Genomic DNA, 25,631 nt, shown 5'->3' on the forward strand with positions numbered 1-25,631 from the left:
CGAAGACGATCAGTCTGTTCATGGCTCAATTAAAAGCGCTGGCCGGAGCAGCCGTGCGACCGCCGTCCACGGCCAATTCGGCACCGGTGATGAAGCCGGCCTCCTTCGAGAGAAGGAACACGACGGCGTGGGCTACGTCCAGTGGCTGCCCGACACGTCCAAGGGGAACGATAGCCCCCATCTTCTTGGCTGCGCCCGCACCTGCTGCGTTCTCGATCATCGGGGTGTCGATTGGACCAGGAGTGACGAGGTTGACCCGGATGCCGTCACCAGCCAGTTCGATGGCGGCCGTACGCGTCATGCCGCCAATCGCCGCCTTCGTGCCGGAATAGGCAATGGCGTAGGGTGCAGCTCGAACACCCGCCTCGGACCCAATGTTGACGATGGTGCCGCCCCCGTTGCGGCGCAGGGCCGGAACGACGTGCTTCATGCCGAGCAGTTGGCCGAGTTGGTTGATGCGGATGCCCTCCATCACAGTCTCGGCGTCGAGATCCGTCACCAGGCCGGTGATGGTCACGCCAGCGTTGTTCACCAGCCCCGTGACCTTGCCAAACGTTTCCTCGGCGTGAGTTACGATGGCTACCCAATCTGCCTCCACGCCGACGTCCTGGCGCAGGAAGCGCGCGTCTCCACCGAGTTCCCCGGCGATGCGCTGCCCGTCCGCTTCATCGCGACCACCGAACACGACCTTGGCGCCGGCCTCCACCAGAAGGCGCACCTCCGCCTCGCCCTGGCCGCGCGTGCCACCCGTAACGATGATCACTTCGCCCTGCATGTCGTTCATGATGCGGTCCTTATGGAATGAGACTGGAGAAGGGGCGGTAAGCTTCCGCCAGGAAGTCGCCGACTGGATGCCTGCCTTCGCTGGCAATCCACTCGCGAACGGCGATGCGCAGGCCGCTAACTGCCAGCGCAGCTGCCATGCGACCGGCGACAGAGGTAGCGCCACGGTCCGTTAGAGCTTGCGAGAGCAGATCCTCCCAGCCGAGATACTTCTCGTGCGCTCTCGCCCGCAGTGAGGGGGTCCGCTCAATCAATTGTCCAAGCGCAAGCGAGACCGCATGTTCGGCTCCGTGCCGCTCGACGTGGCGCGTAACCGCGCAGAGCGCTGCTTGCACCGGGTCCACTGCGCAATCGAGCACATCGAGTTCACGCACAAGATCGGGGCCGGTCGACATGGCCCAGGTGAGGACGATGTCCTCTTTGGTCGCGAAGTAGCGGAAGACGCTGCGGCGAGAGACATCCGCAGCAAGCGCGATGGCATCTACAGAGGTCTCGGCAAAGCCGTCATGGAGGAACAGTTTGATCGCCGCATCCACGATGCTGTTTCGGACGGCATCAGCATTCGAGGCGCGAACGTTGGATGAGCGGGATGCGGGGGGCGGGTGTGCTTTCGGTGACGCTTTCGACATAGCAGTTATGTGGCACTGAGTGCCAAATTCCGCAAGCCTCGGTCACCCCCCCCTGCATGACTTCCGCGCTTAAGCCTTGCTTCAGAGTGTTGCGTGACACGCCCAGCAGGTTGCGGACGAGCCTGAAAGCGGACCTTCCCCAGGCCTGCTTTGGGTCGGGAGTGGTCTGGGTGGTGATGTCCGCTTTCATACAGCCTGGGTTGCAAGCGACCCAAAAGGCGGCGAATTCGATTTCGGATCGATCTCTGTACGGCAACCATCTCAGCCGGCGCAGGGTGATCATGAAGCGCTTTTGATTACCCCTACAAGACGCCGGGTTGAAATGGATATGCCATGTCCCTTCCCAAGGACTGCGCGGATCACCTGCGCTCGACCTATGAGAACCTGACCGGCAAGAGGCTCGGATCAGGCCATGCACATGAGATCGTCGCCGCCTATCTCGGCTACCCCACGGCGGCAGCCCTCCAGGCGGAGCGGCGGTTTCCGCTGACCGAGATGGCTGAGGCCGAGATCCTCATCCCCGACCTCCGTTTGATGGACGGACGGGTCCGCCAGATCCAGAAGGACCTCGTCGGCCCTCCCGACGTGAACGGTTTCGCATCCGTATTGGGAGCGTTCCTCGTGGCGTCTGGGCACTTTACCGGCGAGGTCTGGCTGGCCCGGGACCTAAGCGACGAGGTCAACGATTACGTGCAGCGCAACCCCTCCGAGATCGAGGAGGCATTGTCTGGTGAGATGGCGTCAATGAACGCTTATTTCGACGAGATCTACATCGACGGGTACGACTTCCGACCGAACCCGGATGCGCTCGTCGTGACCGTTGCGGGCTCGATGGACGGGGAGAACGATCCCGATAGGGCCTACCACGGCGACAAGATCCTGTTCACGAGCGACCTGACGTTCGAACGCATCGCGGGCCGCGTCGCCTATGCGCGGCCCGAGTTCGACACCGGTGGCGGCATCGATACCGAGGGTATGTACGACTACGAGGACATCTAGCGCCGCAAGAAGGCTTCGAGGAGCCAAAGCCAAGCCTGGCGCGATCACGCCAGGGCCTCGCGACCGACGTGGTTGCGGGGTCCGCAGGCCCGATGCGAAACCCCGAGCCATGCCGTGCCGCAGACCTGTCGCTCCCCTTCCGACACGGGAAGGTGCAGAGGTGGCGTGCCTGGGAGGGTCCGCCGGGCCTTATGGGCAAACCGGCGAGGCCAGGCCGGCGGGGAATTTCGGCCCGTCGCCTGCGGGGCCGATGCGGGCGCGCTCGCGAGAGGCATGCGCCCAGGCTTTCCACAGCCAACTCATTCGGGGACAAATCGGGGACAAATGCGGTTTTCGCGCAGCCGAAAGCCCAATCAAAACAACACGTTATGATGGGGGTTCGGTAGTGGCGGAGACGGAGGGATTCGAACCCTCGATACCCCTTTCGGGGTATGCTCATTTAGCAAACGAGTGCCTTCAGCCGCTCGGCCACGTCTCCGGCGCTCTGGCTCTAGAAGGTCGGATCGGGCGGGTCAACCCGATCCGGGCCGGTCGTTGTGCGGCGGCGGCGTTCGTAGTGCTTGGCGATGCGCAGATGCCGCGACATGGCGTAGTTCATGGCCGTCAGGAAGCCGTAGGTGCCGCGCAGGACGTGGCGCCGGCCGAGATAGGCTTTGAGGAAGTTGCCCGGCAGCTCGACGAAGACCCGCCAGGTCGGAATCACCACGCCCCGGGCCTCGAGGTCGTCGGCCTGCTGGTCGGAATAGCGGTTGAGCTTGTCGAGCTGGTCGCCCAGGGAGCGCACCGAGAAATGGTGGATCACCCCCCGGAGACGGCCGGGCTTCACCCCGGGCTCCAGGGCGACCCGGTCGTGGACCGGGGAGGGGGCGTAGCGGCCCCGGTCCTTGCGGTAGAGCCGCACCGGCGTGAGCGTGTAGGCCCAGGGATGGGGCCGGCCCTCGCCGGGAAACACCTCGGCGATGCCGATCCGCCAGGCCGGCCGGCTGGGCTCGCCGGCGGCGAACAGGGCGCGGATCTCGGCGGCGAGCGCGGTTGGGACAACCTCGTCGGCGTCGAGGTTCAGGAGCCAGACATGCCGGCACTGCTCCTCGGCGAAGCGCTTCTGCGGGCCGTAGCCCGGCCAGGGATTGTGGATCACCCGGGCGCCGAGAGAGGCCGCGAGCGCCTGGGTGCCGTCCGTGGAGCCGGAATCGACCACCACGAGGTCGTCGGTCAGGTCGCGCACCGCCCGGATCGTCGCGCCGATCCGATCGGCCTCGTTCCGGGCGATGATGAAGATCGACAGGGGCAGCGGCGCCACGTCGCTCGCCGGGGCGTCCATCGCCGCGTCGGTCACGCCAGCCAGTCCGGCACCCGGTCGAGGGCGACGAGATCCGCCACGCTCACCCGCGGGCGCACCACGGCCGCCCGGTCGCCCCGCACCAGCACCTCCGGCACCAGGGGGCGGGTGTTGTAGGTGCAGGCCTGGACCGCCCCGTAGGCGCCCGCGCTCATCACGGCGATCAGGTCGCCGGCCTTCACCGCCGGCATCTCGCGGTTGAGGGCGAGGTAGTCGCCGCTCTCGCAGACCGGGCCGACCACATCGGCGACCATCCGGGGCGTGTCCGGCCCCGGTTCGGCCACCGGGCGCAGGCCGTGATAGGCCTCGTACAGGGTCGGGCGGATCAGGTCGTTCATCGCGGCGTCGACGATCACGAAGGTGCGGCCCTCCGAATGCTTCACGTACAGCACCCGGGTCACCAGGATTCCGGCATTGCCGCAGATCATCCGGCCGATCTCGAAGACCGGGCGCAGGCCGAGCGGCGCGAAATGCGGCCGCAGGGTCGCGGCCAGGGCGGCGGGGTCGGGGGGCGGGGCGTTGTCGTCCCGGTACGGGATGCCGAGGCCACCGCCGAAATCGATGTGCTGCAGGGGATGGCCCGCGGCCAGGAGCTGCCGGGCGAGGTCGGCGAGGAGCCGGGCGGCGCTGGCGAAGGGCGCCAGGTCGGTGATCTGGCTGCCGATATGCATGTCGACGCCGTGGACCGCGATCCCCGGCAGGGCGGCGGCCGCGGCGTAGACCTCCGGGGCCCGGGTGATCGGGATGCCGAACTTGTTCTCGTACTTGCCCGTGGAGATCTTGGCGTGGGTGCCGGCATCCACGTCCGGGTTGACCCGCACCGAGACCGGCGCCGTCAGGCCGAGACCGGTCGCCGTCTCGGAGAGCTGGGCCAGTTCCGGCTCGCTCTCGACGTTGAAGCAGAAGATGCCGGCCCGGAGCGCGGCGACCATTTCGTCCCGGGTCTTGCCGACGCCGGAGAAGACGATCTTGGCGGGATCGACCCCGGCGGCGAGCGCCCGGTGCAGCTCGCCGCCCGAGACGATGTCCATGCCGGCGCCCTGGGCCGCGAGCGTCCGCAGAACGGCCTGATTCGCGTTCGCCTTCATGGCGAAGCAGACCAGCGCGTCGTCGCCCGCGAAGGCCTCGGCGAATACCCGGTAGTGCCGCTCCAGGGTGGCGGTGCTGTAGCAGTAGAACGGCGTGCCGACCTCCGCGGCGAGGCCCGTCAGGTCGACGTCCTCGGCCTGCAGGCGGCCGTCGCAATAGTGGAAATGGTGCATCTCGGCCGTGTCTCTCCTGCGCGCCGGAGCGCGGGTGTTTCCCGTGAAACATCCCGGCCGCCCGCTGTCGGGCGCCCATCGCGGAGGGGCGCGGAACGGCGCAGGCGCGGAGCGATGCTCCGGCCCCCGCCGTCTACAGCAGCGGATCGAGAATGAAAGGCTCCTTGGGGATCCGATAGCCGCGCTTGGCGCCGCGGCTGGTCTCGACCGGTGCGCCCGTGCCGCCCGGGGGAATCGCCGCGATGGCGACTTCGTCGCCGGCCTGCACGCCGGCGGGCGTCGGCTCGGCGGCGCCTCCGCCCAGCCCGACGGAGACCGGCAGGGTCCGGCGGCCGTTGACCGAGTTGGTCGATGTCTGCGCGGCCGGGGCCGAGGTCTGAGGCGGCTCGAGGGAGCCGCGGCGTCCGCAGGCGGAGACCGCGACGGCGACGAGGCCGGACGCGGCCAGGAGCTTCAGGGCGGGAGACGACAACATCGCGCGAGGGTCCGGCGGGCTCGGCGCCGGCGCTCGAGGCCGGCGGGGAGCCTCACCTTAGCGGTTGCCGGGCGCATGCGCGAGCGCGCGGCCGCCACACGCCTCCCGGCCTCGCTTCACCAGGTCCGGTCGCGCCGAACCGGCAGCCGGTCCGGCCGCGAGGCGGCGTGCCTCAGCCGCGCTGCTCGCGGGTTCCCCGCGCGCCCTGCTTGCCCTTGCCGGGGGCGTCCTGCTGCTGCTGCGCCTCGTAGGCGTCGATTGCCCGACGGCAATTCTCGCTGAGCTTCTTCCAGTTCTTCTGGAAGCAGGCGTCGGTGGCCGGATCGTCGGGGGCGAGGTTGCCGCAATAGGTCAGGTAGTCGCCGGTGCAGTACTTCTTCAGGGTCTCGTTGCCGCGCTTCGACTGCTGCGCCGCAGCCGGGAGCGTCAGGGCGGCGGCCGCCGCGACGGCGAGAAGGATTGGCTTCAGGCGCATGGGGATACGTACCATCTCTCGGAGTCAGGAATGTCGGGATAAGTCCCGGTTGCGATGATGCCATTGCATGGTCGAAACAAGGCAACCGACGAACGTTTCTCGGTGAGGATCCGTCCTGGCAGCCCGGTCAGACGCGCTCGGGTTGCGGAGCCGGGAATGCCGCCCGGGGCATCCGGTCCTGGCCGGTCAGGGCGTCGGCCACCTCGGTGATCCGCCGGCGCAGGTCGGCGTTCTCGCGCTCGACGCCGCCCTGGCGGTCCGCCAGGTTCTGGGCCAGGGCCTCCTCGGCGGCCTTCAGGCTGGCGCGCAGATCGTCGCGCTCGGCCGCCAGAGCGGTGGAATCCTCAGCTTGGGGCCGGTCGGCGTGGCGGCCCTGTCGAATCGCCAGAAGGCTGTCGAGCAGGTCGGCATGCGCCTCCTCGAGGGCGCGCAACGTGGCGAAGCTCGCGGTGCCGTCCTCGCGGGCGCTGCTCAGTTCCGCTTCGAGCTCCCGGGTCTTGGCCTGGGCCTGCGCGATCTCGGCATCCCGCGCGGCGACGTCGCGGGCCAGGGCCGCCGCCCGCATGGCACCGGCGCCGATCGCGGCGAGGTCGGCGTGGCGCTTGGCCTGCACGGTCTCGACCCGACGCTCCAGACGGCGCTGCTGCACGGCGAATTGTGCGCGCAGGAAATCCCGCTCCGCGGCGATCTCGGCCGGCGACAGCGGCAGCCGCGCCTCCGCACGCCGCCGCGCCAGACGGGCCGCGCGCGCGTTGAGCGCCGGGAGCAGCAGGAGGCCGCACAGGCTCGCCGCCAGGAAGCCCAGCGCGAAGATCATCACCGTTTCGATCACGAGGGAGCAGCCCGCGCATGCGGCCGGAAAGCCCGGCCCAGTGTCAGTCTAACCCAGGTCGGTCGCCAGGGCGAAATCAAGCTACGCTCATCAATCAGAACGGGTTCCAGGTCGCCTCCCGGGTGAACTTGAGATAGCCGACATTGATGCCGAGCCGTGCGCCGACGCCGCTGCGGATCGGCACCACGATGATGCGGTCGCTCACCACCGCGGTCATGCCGAAGCCGCCGACCAGGTAGGCCGAGCCGTCGACCCCGCCGAAGCGCCGGAACAGCTCGCGCACGTTCGGCAGGTTGTAGACCAGCATCATGGTGCGCGCGCCGTCGCCGCCGACGTCGAAGCCGAGCGACGGCCCCTGCCAATAGACGCGCCGCTGGCCGGCGTTGCGGGTGTAGAGCGTGCCCTCGCCGTAGCGGACGCCGGCCACCACCGCGCCTCCGCCCTCCTGCCCGAGGATGTAGCCGTTCGGCTCGCCCCAGCGCCGCCCCGCCTCCTCGACGGTGAGCGCCAGGCCGCGCGAGACCGAGCCGAAGAAGCGGTGGCCCGATTCGACGATCTCGCCGGGGCGGAATGTCTCGGGCGTGTCCGTGTCCTCGCCGCGCGCCAGCGCAGCGCCGACCCCGGCGAGGCCCGCCAGCGGCGTGCCGAGCGCCAGGCCGAGGCCCGCGCGGAGCAGGTGGCGGCGGTGGGTGCCGCGCTCGTCTCGTGCCGTCATCGTTGCCTCCTCACCCGGTTCGACGACCGCATCGGATCCGGGCCGATGCCGTCGGTCTTTGACTCCGCATCGTCTTTTTCCGAAAGCCGGTGTCCTGCTTTCGGGACGATGCTCTTACGGTTCCGCGGTGGATCCCTGCCGCCGCGCCAAAGGGCCGGCCTCGGCCGCACCTGCGACCGGGATCGGCCTGAGGACGGGCCCGCCATCCGGGACGGCGCGGACCGCTATGTCGGACCAGCTTCTGAGGGAAACCGCAAGATGTGGTTAACGCGCCCTGACGCCGCCCCGGCCTCGACGCAGGCGCGGCGTGACAGGATCCGGCGCCATCTCGCGCCGCGATCGCGCCTGCGCGCTGTCATGGCTCCCGCCTTGGCGCTCGCCGCGATCCTGATGGCGGCCGGCGTGCCGGCGGCCGAGCCGGGCGTGACCACGATCGAGCTTCTGGCGCTGAAGGGCTTCGACCCGGTCAGCTACTTCCTGAAGGAGGGCCCGCGGGCCGGCGCCGCGCGGTTCGAGCTGTCCTGGGGCGGCCGGGTCTGGCGCTTCGCCAGCGGCGCCGACCGCGCCGCCTTTCAGGGCAGCCCGGAGGTCTATGCCCCGCGGCTCGGCGGCTTCGACGCCGCCGGGATCCTGGACGGCCGCCTGGTCGATGCCGACCCCCTGGTCTTCGCGGTGATCGACGAGCGCCTCTACCTGTTCCGGGATGCCGGGCGGCGCGCCCGGTTCCTGGCGGACCCCGAGCTGGTCCGGCAGGCGGAGGCGGCCTGGCCCGGCTTGCAGGACCAGCTGGATGTGCCGTTCAGCGATGCGCCGCGGTGAGAGGCTGCTCCGGCGCGCCGCCGGCTCCGCCGGGGGCGGGCAGGGCGAGGCCGGCGGCCAGCTCCGGATCGCCCAGGGCCGCGAACGGCCCGTTGCGGTAGCCGGCGCGGTAGCGCCCGTACAGGATCGGGCCGCCGCCCGGGATCACGACGCAGCCCCCGGCCGCCGCCAGGATATGGTCGCCGGCCGCCGTGTCCCATTCCATGGTCGGTCCGCAGCGGATGTAGACATCCGCCTCGCCGGCGGCGATCAATCCGAACTTGAGCGCCGAGCCGGATCGGCGGGTTTCCAACACGGGCAGGGCGGCGAGGCAGAGGGCGGTCTCGGGGTCGCCGTGCCGCCGGCTCCCCAGGGCCACGAGGCCGCTCGACGGCGCCGGTCGGGCCCGCACCGGCCGGCCCGCGCCCGGGTGCCCCTCGATCACGGAAGCCTCGACGGTGGCATCGCCCGCCCACCAGGCCCGGCCGAGGCCCGGGGCCACGAGCGCGGCCGCCACCGGCCGGTCGCCCGCCACCAGGGCGATGTTGACCGAGTAATCCGGCGTCCCGGCCAGGAAGTCGCGGGTGCCGTCCAGGGGATCGACCAGGAAGAAGTGCTGCGACGGCCGCGCCGCCAGTTCGTCGGCCGCGGCGCTCTCCTCGGCGATGACGGCAATGCCGGGAAACCGCGCGGCGAGCGCGGCGACGATCAGCGCCTCGGCCTCGATATCGGCGGCGCTCGACGGCGAGCCGTCCGCCTTCAGGGCGTGCGGGCAGGGACCGCGATGATAGCGGCGCAGCACCTCTCCGGCGGCGCAGGCGATCTCGGCGAGCGCCGCGGCGATCCGCTCGCGCTCAGGCCCCGAAAACATCGCCGCGCTTATCATGTCGCCTCCCATACCCGCCTGCATGCCCGAGCGGGTCGGGCTTGTCGACATGTCGGGCCGGGGACCGGTTCCGTTGCGGGGTCTCGATCGCGGACGGCCTGCCGAGTGGATCCGGGTCCGACGCCCGCTACCGCGTCGATGCCCCGATTACCGTCCGCTTGATCCGGGCGAGCAGAGCGCAGGTCCGGCGGCGATGGCGATGCAGTTCGGCCGCGAGGCTGCGGGCATCCGGCAGGCCCACCGCCTTGGCGATCTGCCGAGCCGCGCTGTCCGAGGGGGTGGAGCCGGGATCGGCCATCACCAGCCGCTGCCACTGGTAGACCGCGTCGAGGAACGCGTAGGTCTCGGCCAGGGGCTCGGCGATGGCGGCGGCCAGGATACCGCGCTCTCCGGCCAGCCGGAGCACCGCCTCGCCGGAGAGGCCGATGCCGTCGGTCTGGATCTGGGGGGCGCTCAGCACGATGGACTGGGCCAGGAAGTCGAGGTCGAACAGCCCGCCGGGGGCGAGTTTGAGGTCGTAGGGACCGGCATGGCCGCGCTCCTCGGCGACGAGCCTGCGCATCTCCCCGGCCGAGGCGCAGACCTGCGCGGGATCGCGCGGCTGCCCGACGGTCTCGGCGATCGCCGCCATGACCGCCGCCCCGAGCGCGGGATCGCCCGCCACCACCCGGGCCCGGGTGAGGGCCATGTGCTCCCAGGGCTCGGCGGCCTCGCGTTGATAGGTGACGAAGCCGTTGAGCTGCACGGCGGGCGGGCTGTGGCTGCCGTAGGGCCGCAGGCGCAGGTCGACCGCGTAGAGCCGTCCGCGGCGCGTCGCGGTGGTGAGCGCCGCGTAGAGGCGCTGCGCCAGGCGGTTATAGGCCACGACCGCGTCGAGCGGGCGCGGGCCGTCGGTCATCCGGTCATCCGGATCGAAATCGTACAGGAAGACCAGATCGAGGTCGGAGACCGCGCTGAGCTGCCGGGATCCGAGCCGCCCGAGGGCCAGGACGCAGCACCGGCCCTCGGGCACGGCGCCGTGGTCCTGGGCGAACCGGCGCTCCTCCGCTTCGAGGTTCAGCGCGACCGTGGCCTCCGCGAGGGCCGAATAGGCCTCCCCGGCCTGACGCGGCGTGATCAGGCCGGACAGGAGCCGCGCGCCGTTGACGAAGGCCATCTGCCGGGTGGCGTCCCGGCAGCGATCCAGAAACTCCTCGTGGCTCGCCGGCTGCCCGACCAGCGCCCGGTACTGGTCGCGCACCTGATCGGGGCCCGGCGCCGGCGCCACGAAATCGGGGTCGAGCAACGTGTCGAGGACGTGGGGGCTGAGGCTGACCGTGTCGGCGAGATGGGGCGAGGTCCCCAGGATGTCGGCGAACAGGAGGCGCAGGCGCTCGTGCGAGCGCAGGATGGCCAAGAGCTCCGCCACCGCGGGCATCCGGGCGAAGGCCCGGTCGAGGGTGAGCAAGGCCGCGTCCGGATCGGCGGTCCCGCCGAGCGCCCGCAGGAGGCTCGGCAGCAGCTCGGCCAGGATCTCCCGCGCCCGGCCGGTCTGGAGCGCCGGACGGCGGCCGACATGCCAGCCCTGCACGGTCTCCCAGGCGAGCCGGGGATCGCGGAACCCGAACGCCGCCAGGGCCTCCAGGGTGGCGGGGTCGGGCTCGCTCTCGCCGAAGACGAGGCTGTACTCCGGGGCGCCGTCCCCCGGCGCGGTCTCGAACAGCAGGGCATAGTGCGCCTGGACGCGGCCGGCATGGTGCAGCAGCGCCGTCTCGAAATCCCCCCGCGTGTCGAACCCCGCGAACCGCGCCAGCGCGTCGAGCGCCGCATCCCCGGTCGGCAGCCGCTGGGTCTGCTCGTCGCGGATCATCTGGATCCGGTGCTCGAGGGTGCGCAGGAACCCGTAGGCCGCCGTGAGCTCGTCGCGCGCCTGGGCGTCGATCCAGCCCTCCTCGACGAGACGGCCCAGCATCTCGACGGTCCGGCGCCCCCGCAAGGCGGGCTTGCGGCCGCCGAACACGAGCTGCTGGGTCTGGACGAAGAACTCGATCTCCCGGATGCCGCCGCGGCCGATCTTGATGTCGTGGCCGGCCACCGTGATCGTGTCGTGGCCGCGGACCATGTGGATCTGCCGCTTCATCGCGTGGATCTCGGCGATGGCGGCGAAGTCGAAGTGCCGGCGCCAGATGAACGGCGCCAGATCGGCCAGGAACGCCGCGCCGGCCGGGATGTCGCCGGCGATCGGCCGGGCCTTGATGAAGGCGGCGCGCTCCCAGTTCTGGCCCAGCGTCTGGTAGTAGTCGAAGGCGAAGCCGGTGGAGAGCGCCACCGCCGTGGAGCCCGGATCCGGGCGCAGCCGGTAGTCGATGCGGTGGACGTAGCCGTCGGCGGTGCGCTCGGACAGGAGCTTCACCAGCCCCTGCGCCAGCTTGACGAAGAACGCCTTGGGATCCCCGCCGGTGGCGGCCGCGGCGCGCTCGGCCTCGTAGAAGACGATGAGGTCGATGTCGCTGGAATAGTTCAGCTCGGCCCCGCCATGCTTGCCGAGCGCCAGGACGACCAGCCCGGAGCCGACCTGCGGCGCCTCCGGGTCCTGCGCTCGGAACCGTCCGGCCGCCATGCCTTGCCGGAGCAGCGCGTCGGTGGCCGCGCTCACCGACGCGTCGGCGAAGGCGGACAGGGCCTGGACGACTGCGTCGAGATCCCAGCAGCCGCCGAGATCGGCCAGCGCCACCAGGAGGGCATGCTCCTCCCGGTTGCGGCGGAGTCGGCGGGCGACCTCCGCGAGGTCGGGATTCTCGCCGCAGGCGCCCCCGACGGCGCGCTGCCGCGCGATGATCGCCCGGCTGGCGGCCTCCGGCGGCTGTCCCATCAGCGCGACGAGGCGCTCCGGCGCGCGGGTGACGGCCTGCCAGAGGAACGGCGAATGGTCGGCCAGCCCGAGCAGCAGGGTGCGGCAGGCCGGGGTGAGGAAACCGGCCGGGAAGGCCGGCTCGATCTCGGCGAGGCGCGCGCCGGCCGCATCGGGGTCGGCGGGTTGCAGGCTGGGCCGCAGGCTCTCGGACAATGGGGGTTCGGGCTGCATGGGGTGCCGCCTCAGCGTGGTTGGCTGCGTGGGGATGCCGGGGGCCGGCCGGCGGCCGCGCCGGGAGGCGCCGGGGCTTTAGAGGCCGTGGTTCGGCCGGCGGTCTCGCGTGTCACGCCGATTCCTCCCTGGCTCGAGCCGGGCCCGAACGGGCGCGACCCCGGGACTGCTCGCGGTCCGCATCGTGGCCGATCCGCGTTGGTCGGCACCGTACCCGATCCCGGCGCGGCCGGCACCGGTGCCGGCCGGTAACGCTTTTCAAAGCCGAACGTGGCGTCTATCCGTGCGGACCGGTCCATTGCCCCCGGCCCGACCGGCGGGCCGCGCGGGATGTTTCGCGGGGACTCGACCGCCATGTCGGGCGGCCAAGGATCGGCGGCTCCGAAGCGACGGGCCGGCCCGCAGATTGTTCGACCTCCAGATCCGCCCGCCCGGAGCGCACCATGTCCTCCCCGAACGCACCCCGCCTGAATCTCGACGGCCTCGACCTCGCCGCCCTGCTCTGCTCCCGCGTCTGCCACGACGTGATCAGCCCCGTCGGCGCGATCGTGAACGGGCTGGAGGTGCTGGAGGATGACGATGACGAGTCGATGCGCACCTTCGCCCTCGAGCTGATCGGCAAGAGCGCCCGCCAGGCCTCAGCCCGGCTGAAATTCGCCCGCATCGCCTTCGGCGCGGCCGGATCGGCCGGCGCCTCAATCGACCTCGCCGACGCCGAGAGCGTGGCCAAGGGCATGTTCAGCGACGAGAAGACCAAGCTCGCCTGGAGCGCGCCGCAGGCCCTGTTCCCCAAGAACAAGGTGAAGCTGCTCCTGAACCTCGTGATGATCGCCACCTCGGCGATCCCGCGGGGCGGGCTGATCGACGTCACCGTCTCGGGCGACGGCGAGGCGCCGACCCTCGTGCTCACCGCCAAGGGCTCGCATGCCCGCATCCCGCCCCATGTCGAGGAGCTGATGGCCGGCAGCCCGGAGAGCGGCACCGTCGACGCCCACGGCATCCTGCCGTTCTATGCCGGCCTCGTGGCGCGGGCCGCCGCCATGGATGTGCGATTCGCCATCGAAGGTGATGAAGTGACGATCACGGCCTCGCCGACAGTGATCGCGGCGCCGACGGAGGCTGGTGACGAAGCTTCCGATACCGCGCTGGCGTAAAAAACTGGAAAAGCATGGGGTGGGGAGGGGATCGAAACGCTTCCCTAACCCGGCTTGAGTAAGTACGTTGCGCGAGAGCCTCTCCGTGTAACGAGTATCGCCTATGGACGACCTGCTTCGTGAGTTCCTGACCGAGAGCGGGGAGCACCTCGACACGGTCGATGCTGAACTGGTTCGGTTCGAACAGGATCCGAATAACCAGACGATTCTGCGGAACATCTTTCGCCTCGTCCATACGATCAAAGGAACCTGCGGGTTTCTCGGCCTGCCGCGCCTCGAAGCCTTGGCGCATGCCGCCGAGACCTTGATGGGCCGCTTCCGGGACGGCCTGCCCGCCACCTCCGAATCGGTCACGGTGATTCTCTCGACCCTGGACCGGCTCAAGGCGATCCTGGCCGATCTCGAGGCCACCGGCACCGAGCCGGCGGGCTCCGACGACGATCTCATCTCCGAGCTGGATCGCCTGGCGTCGGCCGAGCCTGAGCCCCAGGCCGCGCCCGCCCCGGCGCCCGAGCCGGTGCTGCCGGACCCGGTCTCGCGCGAATTGAAGCCCGGCGAGGTGACCCTCGACGAGCTGGAGGCGGCCTTCCTGGCGGCCCCGGGCCCGGGCGAGGCTGACTTCGCGGCGCCGGTTTCGGCCCCCGTCGAGGCGCCGAAGGCCGAGGCTCCCAAGGTTGAGGCCCCCAAGGCCGAAGCCCCCAAGCCGGCGGCGCCCAAGGCCGTGGAGCCCAAGCCGGCGGCCCCGAAGGCCGAGCCGGCCGAGGCCGAGTCCGCCAGGGCCGAGCCCGCGGGCGACACCGAGGCCGTGGTGGCCACGGAGACCACGGCGGCCGGGAGCAAGATCCAGACGATCCGCGTGAACGTGGATACGCTCGAGCACCTGATGACCATGGTCTCGGAGCTGGTGCTGACCCGCAACCAGCTCCTCGAGATCGCCCGCCGGCACGAGGATTCGAGCTACAAGGTCCCGCTCCAGCGCCTGTCCCACGTCACGGCCGAGCTGCAGGAAGGCGTCATGAAGACGCGCATGCAGCCGATCGGCAGCGCCTGGCAGAAGTTGCCGCGCGTCGTGCGCGACCTCTCGGCCGAACTCGGCAAGCAGATCGACCTCGTGATGGTCGGCGCCGAGACCGAGCTCGACCGGCAGGTCCTTGAGGTGATCAAGGACCCGCTGACCCACATGGTCCGCAACTCGGCCGATCACGGCCTGGAATCGACCGCCGGGCGCATCGCGGCGGGCAAGCCGGCCCGCGGCACGATCCGTCTCGCCGCCTATCACGAGGGCGGCACGATCACGATCGAGATCGCCGACGACGGCAAGGGTCTTGACCTCGCGGCGATCCGCAAGAAGGCGGTGGAGCGCGGGCTGGCGGCCCAGGCCGATGTCGAGCGGATGACCGACGCGCAGGTCGCCAAGTTCATCTTCGACGCCGGGTTCTCGACCGCGGCGGCGGTCACGTCGGTGTCGGGCCGCGGCGTCGGCATGGACGTGGTCAAGACCAACATCGAGACCATCGGCGGCATCATCGACATCGCCACCACGGCGGGCCGCGGCACCACCTTCACCATCAAGATCCCGCTGACGCTGGCGATCGTGGCCGCCCTGATCGTGCGCGCCGGCGAGCATCGCTTCGCCCTGCCGCAGGTGGCCGTGCTCGAGCTGGTCCGGGTCGATGCCGGGGCCCAGCGGGTCGAGCGCATCAACGGCTCGCCGGTGCTGCGCCTGCGCGAGCGGCTGCTGCCGATCGTCTCGCTCACCGGCCTGCTCGGGCAGTCGGGCGGCCAGGGCGACGAGACGGCCCAGGCGGGCTTCGTGGTCGTGGCCCAGGTCGGGCGCGAGCGCTTCGGCATCCTGGTCGACGAGGTCTTCCACACGGAGGAAATCGTCGTGAAGCCGATGTCGGCCAAGCTCCGGCACATCCCGATGTTTGCCGGCAACACGATCCTCGGCGACGGCGCCGTGGTGCTGATCATCGATCCCAACGGCGTGGCCCGGCAGGTCGCCCAGGGGGTCCAGGGCAGCAGCGGCCACGCGGATTCCGACGCCGAGGCGGAGGCATCCGAGATGGGCGATACCAAGACCACCCTGCTGGTGTTCAAGGGCGGCCAGGGCAGCTTCAAGGCGGTGCCGCTCTCCCTGGTCACGCGCCTCGAGGAGATCGAGTGCGACAAGGTCGAGTGGCTCGGCGGCCGCCCGCTGATCCAGTACCGCGGCCGGCTGATGCCGCTGGTCCCGGCCGATCCGGCGATCACGATCCGCTCGGAAGGCACGCAGGCCCTGGTGGTGTTCTCCGACGGCGAGCGGGCGATGGGCCTCGTGGTCGACGAGATCGTCGACATCGTCGAGGAGCGCCTGGACATCGAGATCGCGGCCGACCGTTCGGACCTGATCGGCTCGGCGGTGCTGCGCGGCCGCGCCACCGACATCATCAACATCGCCCACTTCCTGCCGCTCGCCTACGACGACTGGGCCCGCGGCCCGAAGCGGGCGGAGCAGGTCTCGACCCTGCTGCTGGTCGACGACTCGGCCTTCTTCCGCGACATGCTGAGCCCGGTGCTGAAGGCCGCGGGCTACCAGGTGATCACGGCGGCGAGCACCGATGCCGCCCTGTCGATCCTCCAGTCGGATCCGCGGATCGAGGTCGTGGTCACCGACCTGGAAATGCCCGGCCGCAGCGGCTTCGATCTCGTCGCCGCCATGCGCAGCGGCGAGCCGCGGGTCGCCGGCCTGCCGGTGATCGGCCTCACCGGGACGGTGGGCGCCGACGCGGTGGAGCGGGCCCGGTCCCTAGCGATCACCGACCTCGTGGCCAAGTTCGACCGCAGCGGTCTGATCGCGGCCCTGGCCGAGATCAACCCCACCGCCGTCTCCCAAGCCGCCTGATCCCGGCTCAGCCCGCCATACGACGATCGAATCCGGAGAGTTCTGATGCAGGCTGCCAATGCCAACGGCGCCGAGACCGGCCCAACCGACGACTACGTCACCGTCTTCGTGGGCGACACCCTGTTCGGCCTGGCGATCGAGCGGGTCCACGACGTGTTCGTCCCCTCGGGCGTGACGCCGGTGCCCCTGGCGCCGTCCGAGATCGTCGGCCTGCTCAACCTGCGCGGACGCGTGGTCACCGCCGTGTGCCTGCGCCGGCGCCTGGGTATGCCCGACGCCGAGACCCAGGACGACAAGGCCAATCCCAAGATGGCGATCGGCCTCGAGCAGGGCGGCGAGACCTTCGCACTCGTGGTCGACGGCGTCGGCGAGGTGCTGAAGCTCGGCACCGACAGCCGCGAGGCGGTTCCGATCAACCTGGATCCGCGCTGGCGCAACCTCGCCACCTGCGTCCACCGCCTCGACGGTCGCCTCCTGGTGATCCTCGACGTGGACGCGCTTCTCGGCTTCAGCGCTGCCGGCGCGAAGGCGGCGTAAGGAGAGGAGGGATGAAAGCGCCACACGAGACGACCTGCCTGGTGGTCGACGATTCCGCGGTGATCCGGAAGGTCGCGCGGCGGATCATCGAGGCCCTGGGCATGAATGTGAGCGAGGCGGAGGACGGCAGCGCCGCCCTCGAAGTCTGCGCCGCCAGCATGCCGGACGCAATCCTGCTCGATTGGAACATGCCGAACATGGACGGCTACACCTTCCTCCAGGCGCTCAGGCGGAGCGAGGGGGGCACGACGCCGAAGGTCCTGTTCTGCACCACCGAGAATGATGTCGGGGCGATCGCCCGGGCCCTCCGGGCCGGGGCCGACGAATACATCATGAAGCCCTTCGACCGCGATATCCTCGCGGCCAAGCTCGAACAGGTCGGCCTCGTCGCCGACGCCGCCTGACTTCGACGCCGACATCATCCAAGACCCAGTACCCGAGGCAATCATCATGGCCCTGAGCCCCGCGGTCGTCCCACTCCGCAGTCCGCCTGCGCAATCCACGACCTCCGCCGCGGCTCCGATCCGGGTGCTGATCGCCGATGATTCCGCCGTCGTGCGCGGCCTCGTCGCCCGCTGGATCACCGAGGCCGGGTTCGAGGTCGCCGGCACCGCCTCCAACGGCCGCATCGCCCTGGAGATGATGGCCAAGCACGATCCGGACGTCGTGCTGCTCGACATCGAGATGCCGGAGCTCGACGGCACGACGGCGCTGCCGCGCATGCTCGCGATGAGCCCGAATCTCCAAGTCGTGATGATGTCGACGCTGACCACGCGGAACGCCGACATCTCCCTGAAATGCCTCGCGCTCGGGGCCGTGGACTACCTCGCCAAGCCCGAGAGCAACCGCGGCGTCACCACCTCGGAGACCTTCCGGGTCGAGCTGATCGAGCGGGTGCGGGTGTTCGGCGCCGCCCGGGCTCGCGCCCGGCGTCCGGCCGGCGCCCCGGGGACCGCACCGGCCCCCGCCCACGCGGCCCCCGCGCTGGCGCCCGCCGCGCCTTCACCGCGGCCGCCCACCCCGTTCACCCTCCGGCCGAAGGTCCGCAACCGGACCCAGCCCCGTGCCCTGCTGATCGGCTCCTCGACCGGCGGGCCCCGCGCGGTGGGCGAGATGCTGGAGGGGATCGGCGCCGCCGCCCTGCGCCGCGTGCCGGTGCTGATCGTGCAGCACATGCCGCCGATCTTCACCGCCGTGTTCGCCGAGCACCTCTCCACCCGCACCGGGCTGCGCGCCGCCGAGGGCAAGGCCGACGAGCGCCTGGAGGCGGGCCGGATCTACGTGGCGCCGGGCGGGCGCCATATGGGGCTGGTGGCCGGGCCCAACGGGCCCACGATCCGCCTCACCGACGGGCCGCCGGTGAATTTCTGCCGCCCCGCCGTGGACGTGCTGTTCAAGGACGCGGCCGTGGTGTTCGGCGCCGCCACCGCGACGGTGATCCTCACCGGCATGGGCTCGGACGGCACCAACGGCGCCCGCGCGCTCACCGACGCGGGCGGCCCGGTCCTCGCCCAGGACGAGGCGACCAGCACCGTCTGGGGCATGCCCGGCAGCGTCGCCCGGGCCGGCCTTGCCGAGGCCGTGCTGCCACTCCCCGAACTCGCGACGGCGCTGCGCGCCCTGATCACGGGGCAGCCGTCATGACCGAGCTCGAGTTCGAATACCTGCGCACCTTCCTCAAGCAGCGCTCCGGCCTCGCGCTGACCGCGGAGAAGCGCTACCTCGTCGAGAGCCGGCTGACCCCGGTCTGCCGCCGCTTCAATCTCGCCGCCCTGGGCGACCTGATCGGCGCGCTCAAGCTCGGCCAGGACGGGGCGATCGAGCGCGCCGTGGTCGAGGCGATGACCACGAACGAGACCTTCTTCTTCCGCGACCGCATCCCGTTCGACCTGTTCCGCGACACGATCCTGCCGGAGGCCCTGGCGCGCAACGCCAGCAAGCGCCGGCTGCGGATCTGGTGCGCGGCGGCGTCCACCGGCCAGGAGCCCTATTCCCTGGCCATGCTGCTGCAGGAGGCCGGGCCCAAGCTCGCTGGGTGGCAGGTCGAGATCGTGGCCACCGACCTGTCCACCGAGGTGATCGAGAAGGCCAAGCTCGGCCTCTACAGCCACTTCGAGGTGCAGCGCGGCCTGCCGGTGCAGTGGCTGATCAAGTACTTCACCCAGATCGGCGAGCAGTGGCAGATCGCCCAGAGCCTGCGCTCCATGGTGGATTACCGTCAGCTCAACCTGCTGCACAGCTTCACGTCCCTCGGCCAGTTCGACGTGATCTACTGCCGCAACGTGCTGATCTACTTCGACGCGCCGACCAAGTCGGACGTGCTGGCCCGGCTCGCCGCCCAGCTCGCGCCGGGGGGCGCCCTCCTGCTCGGGGCGGCCGAGACGGTGATCGGCCTGACCGACCGGCTCAGCCCGAACCCGAAGCAGCGCGGCCTCTACGGCCATGCCGAACCGGTGGGCCGCACGCCCGAGATGGCCGCACCCATGCGTGTCGCCGCCGGCGTCTGAGCGCCCAGCCCGCCGCCGGTCCGAGCCGCGTTCGGACCGGCAGCCGTTCCACGTCCCGATCGACGCCCCATCGTCGGGCGCATCGCCCGCCTGCGCGCGCCGGGGTCGACCGTGGCCGAGTGAGACGGCATCACGGACCTGACAGGACCGGCGGACGGCCGGACGGCCAGGAGACACGGCATGGCGGCAGGACACGGGGCGGGATTGCCCAAGGTCGCGTTCATCGGCACCGGCGGGACGATCTCGTCCCTCGGGCGCGATGCGCTCGACATCCTCGACTACACCGCCACCGACCGCCGCCTGGAAGCGGGCGCGATCCTGGACGCGGTCCCGGAACTGTCCGCGGTCGCCACCGTGGTCCCGGTGCCGTTCCGGGCGGTCCCGAGCCCGGCGATCGGGTTCGCCGAGTGGCGCGACCTCGTCCTGCTGTGCGAGCGGACCGCCGCCGCGCATCCGGATCTCGCCGGCATCGTCATCGGGCACGGCACCGCCACTCTGGAGGAGACCGCCTACGCGCTCAGCCTCACGCTGACGGTGGACCTGCCGGTGGTTCTCGTCGGCTCGCAGCGGCCGATGAGCGCCCTGTCCACCGACGCGAAGCTCAATCTCGTGGCGGCGATCCGCACCGCCGCCGCGCCGGCCTCCCGCGGCCGGGGCGTGCTGGTGGTGCTCAACGACGAGATCCAGGCTGCCCGCGAGGTGACCAAGACCTCGGTGGCCCGGCTGCAGACCTTCCGGACCCCGGATTTCGGCGTGCTCGGCCAGGTCGACGGCGACAGCGTCCGGTACTACCGCCGCTCCGAGCGGGCCCACGCGCCCGGCACCCCGTTCGATATCCGGACGCTGCCCGCCCTGCCGCGGGTCGACGTGTGCTACGGCTACGCCGATGCCGACGGCACCGCGGTGCGGGCGTTCCGGCAGGCGGGGGCGCGCGGCCTGGTCGCGGCCGGGCTCGCCCCGGGCATGATGCCGCCGGCCGAGGCCGACGCCTTGGAGGAGGCCGCGGCAGCGGGCATCCCGGTGGTGATGTCGACGCGGGCCGGCAGCGGGGTCGTGCCGCTGACCACGCGCCTGCGCACCCGCGGCATCCTCAGTGCCGACAACCTGACCCCGCAGAAGGCCCGGATCCTGCTCGCCCTGGCTCTGACCGTCACGACGGAGCCCGAGGCGGTCGCGCGCCTCTTCGCGACCTACTGACCCCGATGCCCCTGATCGATCCCGCCCGGTCCCTCCTCCTCGTCATCGACATCCAGGTCCGGCTGATGCCGGCCATCGCGGATGGCGCCGGAGTGATCGCCAACACGGACCGCCTGATCGCGGCGGCCAAGCTGCTGGACGTGCCTGTCCTGTTCACCGAGCAGAATGCCGGCGGGCTCGGGCCGACCGTGCCGGAGCTCGCCCCGGAACCCGGGGCGGCCTTCGCGAAGATGAGCTTCGGCGCCGCCCAGGCGCCGGGCTTCCTCGACCGGATCGGGGACCGCGACCTCGTGGTGGCGGGCTGCGAGGCGCATATCTGCGTGCTGCAGACGGTGCTCGGGCTCCGGGAGGCCGGGCGGCGCGCCAGCGTGGTGGCGGATGCGGTCGGCTCGCGCCGGCCCGAGAGCCGCGCCGCCGGCCTCGCCCGGATGGCGGCCCATGGGGCCGAGATCGTCACCACCGAGATGGTGGTGTTCGAGTGGCTCGGCACCGCCCGGCACCCGCGCTTCCGCGAGGCGGTCAAGCTGATCAAGTGACCTTGCTCAGCCGCCGTCGAGGGCCGCCCGGGTGCGGGCATCGGTGCCGATATCGTCCGGCCCCTCAAGACCCAGGACCTCGATCAGCCGCAGGCGGGCGCGGCTGACCCGGCTCTTGATCGTGCCGACCGCGACGCCGCAGATCGCGGCCGCCTCCTCGTAGGTGAAGCTCTGGGCCCCGACCAGAACCAGCGCCTCCCGCTGGGCATGGGGCAGGCGGTTCAGGGCGGACTGGAACTGCGCCATCTCCATCCGGACTTCCTGTTCCGGCAAGGAGGTCAGCTTGCCGGCGAGCACGCCGTCGGCATCCTCCACCTCGCGCTTGCGCTTGCGCTGCTCCGAGTAGAACAGGTTGCGCAGGATCGTGAACAGCCAGGCCGTGAGGTTGGTCCCCCGCCGGAAGCTGCCGGCATTGACCCAGGCGCGCACCAGCGTGTCCTGCACGAGGTCGTCCGAGCGGTCGAGGTCGTAGGTCAGCGAGAACGCGAAGGCGCGCAGCGCCGGGATCGCCCCGAGCAGGAGATCGCGCATCTCGGCATCGACGCCCTGGGGCGGTGGCGGCCCGGAATTGCTGCCGGCGGGAGCGGCTTGGGTCATCATCATCATCGCGGAGCCTCCGTGTCGGAGCATGCGGCGAGGTCGTCGATCAGCGTCCGGAGCCGCTCCGGGATCGGCAGGGCCAGAACATCGGCGTAGTGCAGGCGCAGGCCGCGCCCGATCCGGGCCCGGGCCGCGTCGTTGATCGGCCGGCGCCCGTGCGCCGGCCCTGCGGCCGCGCCATCGGGCACGGGGGCATCGCCGCCCGCCAGCGCCAGCCCGTCCCCGGCCGCGTCTCCGGCGGCGCGCGTCACCGTCCGCCCGTCCTTGCCCTGGCTCATGATTGCGCCCCGACCATCGGCGACGCGGCCCGAGGGGCCGGCGCCCCGCCGCCCGGTCTCGCGACCCGCCCGACGGAGACGCGATTCATCGCCTTCCGGCGGCGCTGGTAGGCGCGACGGATTTAATCGGTTCTGAATTTCACATTCATCAAATCTTAATGTCGGTATTCGTCAGCTCGACGGTAATTTTTTGACGGTTATTTCAGATACAAACCAGAAATACTTATCTGAGCTTGGCCGTAAGCCAGGATCGCGCGCGGGGGCTGAACGAAGGCTGAGCGCAAAGACCCGAAGGCCCGATCCGCGCAGGCCGCGGACCGGTCCACGCGCGATTGGTCGGGGCGGAGCCCGTCGGATTGCCGACGCTGGGGCTGCGCGACCGATCCTGGCCGCCGAAGGCTCGACGGGTATTCGGATGATGGCGCCGTTGGAGAGGATCCGACTCGTCGGACCGCTCAGCTGAAACATTGATCGATCGATATCACGCGTTGCGAAAGACGCGCCGCTGTCCGGCAGGTTCGGGGGCGGGCCCAAGTCGAGGGGCTGGATTCGATCAGCGCCCGACGACGCTCCGGATCGTGAAGCTGGATTGGATCCGGGACACGCCCGGCAGCTTCGACAGCACGGATCGGTGGAGCCGCTCGTATTCCCCGGCATCGGCCACCCGGATCCTCAGCAGGTAATCCGAACTGCCGGTCATGAGGTAGCAATCCTGGATGTCCGGGCAGCGGCGGACGGCGGCCTCGAACCGGTTCAGGTAATCCTCCGTCTGCCGCTCCAGCTCGATCTGGGTCATCACGACGAGGCCCGAGGCGGCCGATGCGTCGAGCAGGACGGTGTAACCCCGGATCGTCCCGTCCCGCTCCAGCGTCCGCAGCCTGCGCAGGCAGGCGGAGGCGGATAGGCCGACGCGCTTGGCCAGGGCCGCGTTGGGCATCCGGGCATCCTCGCGCAGGGCGTGGATGATGGCGGTGTCGATCGCATCCTGTGGCATGGCGCAACGATCTGTCGTCCGGTCGCAAATCCTGTCGTTACATGGCATCGCTTTCGCAGACCATGCAACATGTTCGCAGCATCGTGCGCGGGTTTCGATGTTCGATACATCTCGGCCCGGGACCGCGCGACGCGGGTCCCGCGGACCCCGCCGAGCATTCCGCGATCGCGGCGTTTCCGGCGGCGGGTGAGCGCCGAATGCGGATGTTCGGCGCCAAGGAGAGCGGACATGCGGGTCTTGGTCCTGGGAAGCGGCGTGGTCGGCGTGTCCTCCGCCTATTATCTGGCCAAGGCCGGCCATGAGGTCACGGTGATCGACCGACAGCCCGCCTCGGGCCTGGAGACCAGCTTCGCCAATGCCGGGCAGGTCTCGCCCGGCTATTCCGCCCCCTGGGCCGCGCCGGGCATTCCGGTCAAGGCGATGAAGTGGCTGATGATGCGCCACCGCCCCCTGGTCCTGTGGCCCTCCGTCGAGCCCCGCCTCTACGGCTGGCTCGCCCGCATGCTGGCGAACTGCACGGAGGAGGCCTACACCCGCAACAAGGGGCGGATGGTGAGGCTCGCGGAATACAGCCGCGACGTCCTGCGCGACCTGCGCGTCGAGACCGGCATCGCCTACGACCATCGCGAACGCGGCACGCTGCAGCTGTTCCGCACCCGCAAGCAGCTCGATCACGTCGGCGACGACACCAAGGTCCTGGACGCCTACGGCGTCGCCTATCAGGTCCTGGACCCGGCGGGCTGCGTCGCCGCCGAGCCGGCGCTCGGCCGGGTGAAGGACAAGATCGTGGGCGGGCTGCGTCTCACCGGGGACGAGACCGGGGATGCCCACCTGTTCACGCAGAGCCTCGCCGCCACCTGCGAGGGGCTCGGCGTCACGTTCCGCTACAATGTGACGGTGACGGGGCTCCAGGCTTCGGGCGGCCGCGTGACCGGCGTCGCCTGCGGGTCCGAGGTGCTGCACGCCGACGCCTATGTGGCGGCGATGGGCAGCTTCACCCCGGCGCTCCTGCGACCGCTCGGGCTGAACCTGCCGATCTACCCGGTCAAGGGCTACTCCCTGACGCTCCCCGTGACGGATCCGGAGGCGGCTCCCGTGTCCACGGTGATGGACGAGACCTTCAAGGTCGGCCTGACCCGGCTCGGCGACCGCATACGGGTCGGCGGCACCGCCGAACTCGCCGGCTTCAGCCAGGCCCTGCGCCCGCCCCGTCGCGCGACCCTGGAGCGCTGCGTCCACGACCTGTTTCCGGCCGGGGGCGACCTCGGCCGGGCGACCTTCTGGACCGGCCTGCGCCCGATGACGCCGGACGGGACTCCCATCGTCGGCGCGACCCGGTACGACAACCTGTATACCAATACCGGCCACGGCACCCTCGGCTGGACCATGGCCTGCGGGTCGGGCCGGCTCCTGGCGGACGTGATGTCCGGGCTGGCGCCCGACATCGCCCACGACGACCTCGCCGTCAGCCGTTACGCGGCCTGAGGCCCGGTGGGCACGCGCGTGCGGGATCGGGAGGCGACGGGGGTGCAGGCGTTCGAGGGGGGCGGGAATCCGCATGCCGGGGCGATTCTGACGGTCGACCTCGACGCCATCGCGGCCAATTACCGGCTCCTGTCCCGGCGCCTCGGGACGGCGGAATGCGCCGCGGTGCTGAAGGCGGACGCGTATGGCCTGGGCGCCGCGCGCGTCGCCCCCGTCCTGTCCGCGGCCGGCTGCCGGACCTTCTTCGTGGCCCATCTCGACGAAGGGATCGCGCTGCGGCGGCACGTGCCCCGGGAGGCCGCCGTGTGGATCCTGCACGGTGCCCCGCGCGGCGCCGAAGCCGAATGCCTGGCGCACGGGCTGGTCCCGGTCATCAACACGCCGGGTCAGCTCGCGCGCTGGGCCGCGTTGGCCCGGGCGCGCGCCTGCAAGCTACCGGGGCTGTTGCAGGTCGATTCCGGCATGAGCCGCTTCGGCCTGTCTCCCGCCGAAATCGCTGCCGTCGCGGATCGGGCGGGCGAGCCCGATGCCGTCGAGTGGCGGCTGGTCATGAGCCACTTGGCCTGCGCGGACGCCCCCGACAGCGACGCGAACCCGGCGCAACGGTCCCGGTTCGAGGATGTGCGACGCCGGCTCCCGCCCATGCGCGCCAGCCTCGCGGCTTCCTCCGGGATCTTCCTGGGGGCGGATTACCATTACGATGTGGCGCGGCCGGGCGCGGCCCTGTTCGGGGTGGCGCCCGTCGCGGGGCGTCCCAACCCGCTGAAGCCCGTGGTCAAGCTGGAGGCCCGCGTCCTGCAGGTGCGCGACGCGCCGGCCGGCACGGCGGTCGGATACGGCTACACCGCACGGACCGCGACCGCGTCGCGCCTCGCGACCGTGGCAATCGGCTATGCGGACGGGTTCCTGAGGAGCGCCAGCGGGCGGGGCGCGGCCTGGGCGGGCGGCGTCGCGCTGCCCATCCTCGGCCGGGTGTCGATGGACAGCATCGTGGTGGACGCCTCGGCGCTCCCGGCCGGGGCGCTGGCCGAGGACGACGCGGTCGAGATCATCGGCCCGCACCGCTCCCTGGACGCGGTCGCGGCCGATGCCGGCACCATCGGCTACGAGGTGCTGACCGGCCTGGGCGATCGGTTCGACCGCCGATACCTCCACGGGGCGGACGCCACCGCCGATCCGACGTGAGGGACGGGCGGCGGGCC

At 71.0% G+C, this 25,631-nt stretch carries 25 protein-coding genes and 1 tRNA gene; 12 read left to right on the plus strand and 14 right to left on the minus strand.

The features are described 5' to 3' along the window. Positions 1 to 25: 25 nt before the first annotated feature. Both LGR69_RS28105 and LGR69_RS28110 read right to left on the minus strand, forming a co-directional pair. Positions 26 to 784, minus strand: coding sequence for an SDR family NAD(P)-dependent oxidoreductase (locus LGR69_RS28105; RefSeq protein ID WP_230368099.1), 759 nt, complete (start codon positions 782 to 784; stop codon positions 26 to 28). Positions 785 to 794: 10 nt separating this feature from the next. Continuing rightward, positions 795 to 1,319, minus strand: a complete 525-nt coding sequence (locus tag LGR69_RS28110; protein ID WP_230368100.1) for a TetR/AcrR family transcriptional regulator — start codon at positions 1,317 to 1,319, stop codon at positions 795 to 797. Positions 1,320 to 1,745: 426 nt separating this feature from the next. On the opposite strand from LGR69_RS28110, the gene LGR69_RS28115 reads away from it, so the two are divergent. Continuing rightward, complete coding sequence (locus tag LGR69_RS28115; protein WP_230368101.1) at positions 1,746 to 2,411, plus strand: hypothetical protein; 666 nt, start codon at positions 1,746 to 1,748, stop codon at positions 2,409 to 2,411. A gap of 386 nt (positions 2,412 to 2,797) precedes the next feature. Here LGR69_RS28115 and LGR69_RS28120 read toward each other — a convergent pair. From LGR69_RS28120 to LGR69_RS28150, 7 genes are all read right to left on the minus strand, one after another. Continuing rightward, positions 2,798 to 2,889, minus strand: a tRNA-Ser gene (locus LGR69_RS28120). Between the two features lie 12 nt (positions 2,890 to 2,901). Further along, positions 2,902 to 3,711 (minus strand): glycosyltransferase family 2 protein, encoded by an 810-nt coding sequence (locus tag LGR69_RS28125; protein ID WP_230368125.1) that lies wholly within the window; start codon positions 3,709 to 3,711, stop codon positions 2,902 to 2,904. A 32-nt stretch (positions 3,712 to 3,743) separates the two neighbouring features. Beyond that, complete coding sequence (lysA, locus tag LGR69_RS28130; RefSeq protein ID WP_230368102.1) at positions 3,744 to 5,012, minus strand: diaminopimelate decarboxylase; 1,269 nt, start codon at positions 5,010 to 5,012, stop codon at positions 3,744 to 3,746. Between the two features lie 133 nt (positions 5,013 to 5,145). Then, positions 5,146 to 5,487, minus strand: a complete 342-nt coding sequence (locus tag LGR69_RS28135) for a lipoprotein (protein WP_230368103.1) — start codon at positions 5,485 to 5,487, stop codon at positions 5,146 to 5,148. Positions 5,488 to 5,659: 172 nt separating this feature from the next. Beyond that, complete coding sequence (locus LGR69_RS28140) at positions 5,660 to 5,962, minus strand: 3',5'-cyclic-nucleotide phosphodiesterase (protein WP_230368126.1); 303 nt, start codon at positions 5,960 to 5,962, stop codon at positions 5,660 to 5,662. A 127-nt stretch (positions 5,963 to 6,089) separates the two neighbouring features. Continuing rightward, positions 6,090 to 6,779, minus strand: a complete 690-nt coding sequence (locus LGR69_RS28145; RefSeq protein WP_230368104.1) for a hypothetical protein — start codon at positions 6,777 to 6,779, stop codon at positions 6,090 to 6,092. Positions 6,780 to 6,888: 109 nt separating this feature from the next. Further along, positions 6,889 to 7,509 (minus strand): DUF1134 domain-containing protein, encoded by a 621-nt coding sequence (locus LGR69_RS28150; RefSeq protein ID WP_007567251.1) that lies wholly within the window; start codon positions 7,507 to 7,509, stop codon positions 6,889 to 6,891. Positions 7,510 to 7,866: 357 nt separating this feature from the next. On the opposite strand from LGR69_RS28150, the gene LGR69_RS28155 reads away from it, so the two are divergent. Further along, on the plus strand, positions 7,867 to 8,328 hold the full coding sequence (locus tag LGR69_RS28155) for a YHS domain-containing (seleno)protein (protein WP_230368105.1): 462 nt from the start codon (positions 7,867 to 7,869) through the stop codon (positions 8,326 to 8,328). Here LGR69_RS28155 and LGR69_RS28160 read toward each other — a convergent pair. Both LGR69_RS28160 and LGR69_RS28165 read right to left on the minus strand, forming a co-directional pair. Then, positions 8,309 to 9,193: a 3'(2'),5'-bisphosphate nucleotidase CysQ family protein gene (locus LGR69_RS28160; protein WP_370881418.1), complete on the minus strand. Its 885-nt coding sequence runs from the start codon at positions 9,191 to 9,193 to the stop codon at positions 8,309 to 8,311. The genes LGR69_RS28155 and LGR69_RS28160 overlap by 20 nt on opposite strands. 127 nt (positions 9,194 to 9,320) lie before the next feature. Beyond that, positions 9,321 to 12,257 (minus strand): bifunctional [glutamine synthetase] adenylyltransferase/[glutamine synthetase]-adenylyl-L-tyrosine phosphorylase, encoded by a 2,937-nt coding sequence (locus tag LGR69_RS28165; protein ID WP_230368107.1) that lies wholly within the window; start codon positions 12,255 to 12,257, stop codon positions 9,321 to 9,323. A gap of 443 nt (positions 12,258 to 12,700) precedes the next feature. Here LGR69_RS28165 and chpT point away from each other — a divergent pair, with 443 nt between their 5' ends. The 8 genes from chpT to LGR69_RS28205 all read left to right on the plus strand — a co-directional run bounded on the left by chpT (position 12,701) and on the right by LGR69_RS28205 (position 21,072). Then, positions 12,701 to 13,411 carry a histidine phosphotransferase ChpT gene (chpT, locus tag LGR69_RS28170; RefSeq protein ID WP_007567242.1) on the plus strand — a complete coding sequence of 237 codons (711 nt, stop codon included), beginning with the start codon at positions 12,701 to 12,703 and terminating at the stop codon, positions 13,409 to 13,411. A 103-nt stretch (positions 13,412 to 13,514) separates the two neighbouring features. After that, positions 13,515 to 16,295 carry a hybrid sensor histidine kinase/response regulator gene (locus tag LGR69_RS28175; RefSeq protein ID WP_230368108.1) on the plus strand — a complete coding sequence of 927 codons (2,781 nt, stop codon included), beginning with the start codon at positions 13,515 to 13,517 and terminating at the stop codon, positions 16,293 to 16,295. A 45-nt stretch (positions 16,296 to 16,340) separates the two neighbouring features. Continuing rightward, complete coding sequence (locus LGR69_RS28180) at positions 16,341 to 16,832, plus strand: chemotaxis protein CheW (protein ID WP_007567238.1); 492 nt, start codon at positions 16,341 to 16,343, stop codon at positions 16,830 to 16,832. 11 nt (positions 16,833 to 16,843) lie between these two features. Further along, entirely contained in the window at positions 16,844 to 17,236 is a 393-nt protein-coding gene (locus LGR69_RS28185) for a response regulator (protein WP_007567237.1), read from the plus strand. 46 nt (positions 17,237 to 17,282) lie between these two features. Continuing rightward, positions 17,283 to 18,476 (plus strand): chemotaxis-specific protein-glutamate methyltransferase CheB, encoded by a 1,194-nt coding sequence (gene cheB, locus LGR69_RS28190; protein ID WP_091864096.1) that lies wholly within the window; start codon positions 17,283 to 17,285, stop codon positions 18,474 to 18,476. Continuing rightward, positions 18,473 to 19,339 (plus strand): CheR family methyltransferase, encoded by an 867-nt coding sequence (locus tag LGR69_RS28195; RefSeq protein WP_007567233.1) that lies wholly within the window; start codon positions 18,473 to 18,475, stop codon positions 19,337 to 19,339. The genes cheB and LGR69_RS28195 overlap by 4 nt, the downstream gene beginning before the upstream one ends. Before the next feature lie 180 nt (positions 19,340 to 19,519). Further along, on the plus strand, positions 19,520 to 20,536 hold the full coding sequence (locus LGR69_RS28200; protein ID WP_091864095.1) for an asparaginase: 1,017 nt from the start codon (positions 19,520 to 19,522) through the stop codon (positions 20,534 to 20,536). A 5-nt stretch (positions 20,537 to 20,541) separates the two neighbouring features. Further along, positions 20,542 to 21,072 carry an isochorismatase family protein gene (locus tag LGR69_RS28205; protein ID WP_007567229.1) on the plus strand — a complete coding sequence of 177 codons (531 nt, stop codon included), beginning with the start codon at positions 20,542 to 20,544 and terminating at the stop codon, positions 21,070 to 21,072. Between the two features lie 6 nt (positions 21,073 to 21,078). On the opposite strand, the gene LGR69_RS28210 is transcribed toward LGR69_RS28205, so the two are convergent. The 3 genes from LGR69_RS28210 to LGR69_RS28220 all read right to left on the minus strand — a co-directional run bounded on the left by LGR69_RS28210 (position 21,079) and on the right by LGR69_RS28220 (position 22,944). Then, the gene (locus tag LGR69_RS28210; protein ID WP_007567227.1) at positions 21,079 to 21,678 is read right to left on the minus strand and encodes a sigma-70 family RNA polymerase sigma factor; all 600 of its coding nucleotides are present in this window, start codon (positions 21,676 to 21,678) and stop codon (positions 21,079 to 21,081) included. Continuing rightward, entirely contained in the window at positions 21,675 to 21,950 is a 276-nt protein-coding gene (locus LGR69_RS28215; RefSeq protein WP_007567225.1) for a NepR family anti-sigma factor, read from the minus strand. The genes LGR69_RS28210 and LGR69_RS28215 overlap by 4 nt, the downstream gene beginning before the upstream one ends. Positions 21,951 to 22,503: 553 nt before the next feature. After that, positions 22,504 to 22,944, minus strand: a complete 441-nt coding sequence (locus LGR69_RS28220; protein ID WP_230368109.1) for an Lrp/AsnC family transcriptional regulator — start codon at positions 22,942 to 22,944, stop codon at positions 22,504 to 22,506. A 228-nt stretch (positions 22,945 to 23,172) separates the two neighbouring features. On the opposite strand from LGR69_RS28220, the gene LGR69_RS28225 reads away from it, so the two are divergent. Both LGR69_RS28225 and alr read left to right on the plus strand, forming a co-directional pair. Then, a complete protein-coding gene (locus LGR69_RS28225; protein WP_230368110.1) occupies positions 23,173 to 24,429 on the plus strand; it encodes a D-amino acid dehydrogenase in 1,257 nt (418 codons plus the stop codon). 6 nt (positions 24,430 to 24,435) lie between these two features. Next, on the plus strand, positions 24,436 to 25,614 hold the full coding sequence (gene alr, locus LGR69_RS28230) for an alanine racemase (RefSeq protein WP_230368111.1): 1,179 nt from the start codon (positions 24,436 to 24,438) through the stop codon (positions 25,612 to 25,614). Positions 25,615 to 25,631 lie beyond the last annotated feature (17 nt).

Source organism: Methylobacterium brachiatum, assembly GCF_020523825.1.
Taxonomy (GTDB): Bacteria; Pseudomonadota; Alphaproteobacteria; order Rhizobiales; family Beijerinckiaceae; genus Methylobacterium; species Methylobacterium brachiatum.

What these genes read in the sequence shown, in the direction of transcription:
- LGR69_RS28105 (WP_230368099.1), bottom strand. Translation starts at nt 784, where the DNA reads ATGAACGACATGCAGGGCGAAGTGATCATCGTTACGGGTGGCACGCGC.
- LGR69_RS28115 (WP_230368101.1), top strand. Translation starts at nt 1,746, where the DNA reads ATGTCCCTTCCCAAGGACTGCGCGGATCACCTGCGCTCGACCTATGAG.
- lysA (WP_230368102.1), bottom strand. Translation starts at nt 5,012, where the DNA reads ATGCACCATTTCCACTATTGCGACGGCCGCCTGCAGGCCGAGGACGTC.
- LGR69_RS28135 (WP_230368103.1), bottom strand. Translation starts at nt 5,487, where the DNA reads ATGTTGTCGTCTCCCGCCCTGAAGCTCCTGGCCGCGTCCGGCCTCGTC.
- LGR69_RS28140 (WP_230368126.1), bottom strand. Translation starts at nt 5,962, where the DNA reads ATGCGCCTGAAGCCAATCCTTCTCGCCGTCGCGGCGGCCGCCGCCCTG.
- LGR69_RS28145 (WP_230368104.1), bottom strand. Translation starts at nt 6,779, where the DNA reads ATGATCTTCGCGCTGGGCTTCCTGGCGGCGAGCCTGTGCGGCCTCCTG.
- LGR69_RS28150 (WP_007567251.1), bottom strand. Translation starts at nt 7,509, where the DNA reads ATGACGGCACGAGACGAGCGCGGCACCCACCGCCGCCACCTGCTCCGC.
- LGR69_RS28155 (WP_230368105.1), top strand. Translation starts at nt 7,867, where the DNA reads ATGGCTCCCGCCTTGGCGCTCGCCGCGATCCTGATGGCGGCCGGCGTG.
- LGR69_RS28160 (WP_370881418.1), bottom strand. Translation starts at nt 9,193, where the DNA reads ATGATAAGCGCGGCGATGTTTTCGGGGCCTGAGCGCGAGCGGATCGCC.
- LGR69_RS28165 (WP_230368107.1), bottom strand. Translation starts at nt 12,257, where the DNA reads ATGCAGCCCGAACCCCCATTGTCCGAGAGCCTGCGGCCCAGCCTGCAA.
- chpT (WP_007567242.1), top strand. Translation starts at nt 12,701, where the DNA reads ATGTCCTCCCCGAACGCACCCCGCCTGAATCTCGACGGCCTCGACCTC.
- LGR69_RS28175 (WP_230368108.1), top strand. Translation starts at nt 13,515, where the DNA reads ATGGACGACCTGCTTCGTGAGTTCCTGACCGAGAGCGGGGAGCACCTC.
- LGR69_RS28180 (WP_007567238.1), top strand. Translation starts at nt 16,341, where the DNA reads ATGCAGGCTGCCAATGCCAACGGCGCCGAGACCGGCCCAACCGACGAC.
- LGR69_RS28185 (WP_007567237.1), top strand. Translation starts at nt 16,844, where the DNA reads ATGAAAGCGCCACACGAGACGACCTGCCTGGTGGTCGACGATTCCGCG.
- cheB (WP_091864096.1), top strand. Translation starts at nt 17,283, where the DNA reads ATGGCCCTGAGCCCCGCGGTCGTCCCACTCCGCAGTCCGCCTGCGCAA.
- LGR69_RS28195 (WP_007567233.1), top strand. Translation starts at nt 18,473, where the DNA reads ATGACCGAGCTCGAGTTCGAATACCTGCGCACCTTCCTCAAGCAGCGC.
- LGR69_RS28200 (WP_091864095.1), top strand. Translation starts at nt 19,520, where the DNA reads ATGGCGGCAGGACACGGGGCGGGATTGCCCAAGGTCGCGTTCATCGGC.
- LGR69_RS28205 (WP_007567229.1), top strand. Translation starts at nt 20,542, where the DNA reads ATGCCCCTGATCGATCCCGCCCGGTCCCTCCTCCTCGTCATCGACATC.
- LGR69_RS28210 (WP_007567227.1), bottom strand. Translation starts at nt 21,678, where the DNA reads ATGATGATGATGACCCAAGCCGCTCCCGCCGGCAGCAATTCCGGGCCG.
- LGR69_RS28215 (WP_007567225.1), bottom strand. Translation starts at nt 21,950, where the DNA reads ATGAGCCAGGGCAAGGACGGGCGGACGGTGACGCGCGCCGCCGGAGAC.
- LGR69_RS28220 (WP_230368109.1), bottom strand. Translation starts at nt 22,944, where the DNA reads ATGCCACAGGATGCGATCGACACCGCCATCATCCACGCCCTGCGCGAG.
- LGR69_RS28225 (WP_230368110.1), top strand. Translation starts at nt 23,173, where the DNA reads ATGCGGGTCTTGGTCCTGGGAAGCGGCGTGGTCGGCGTGTCCTCCGCC.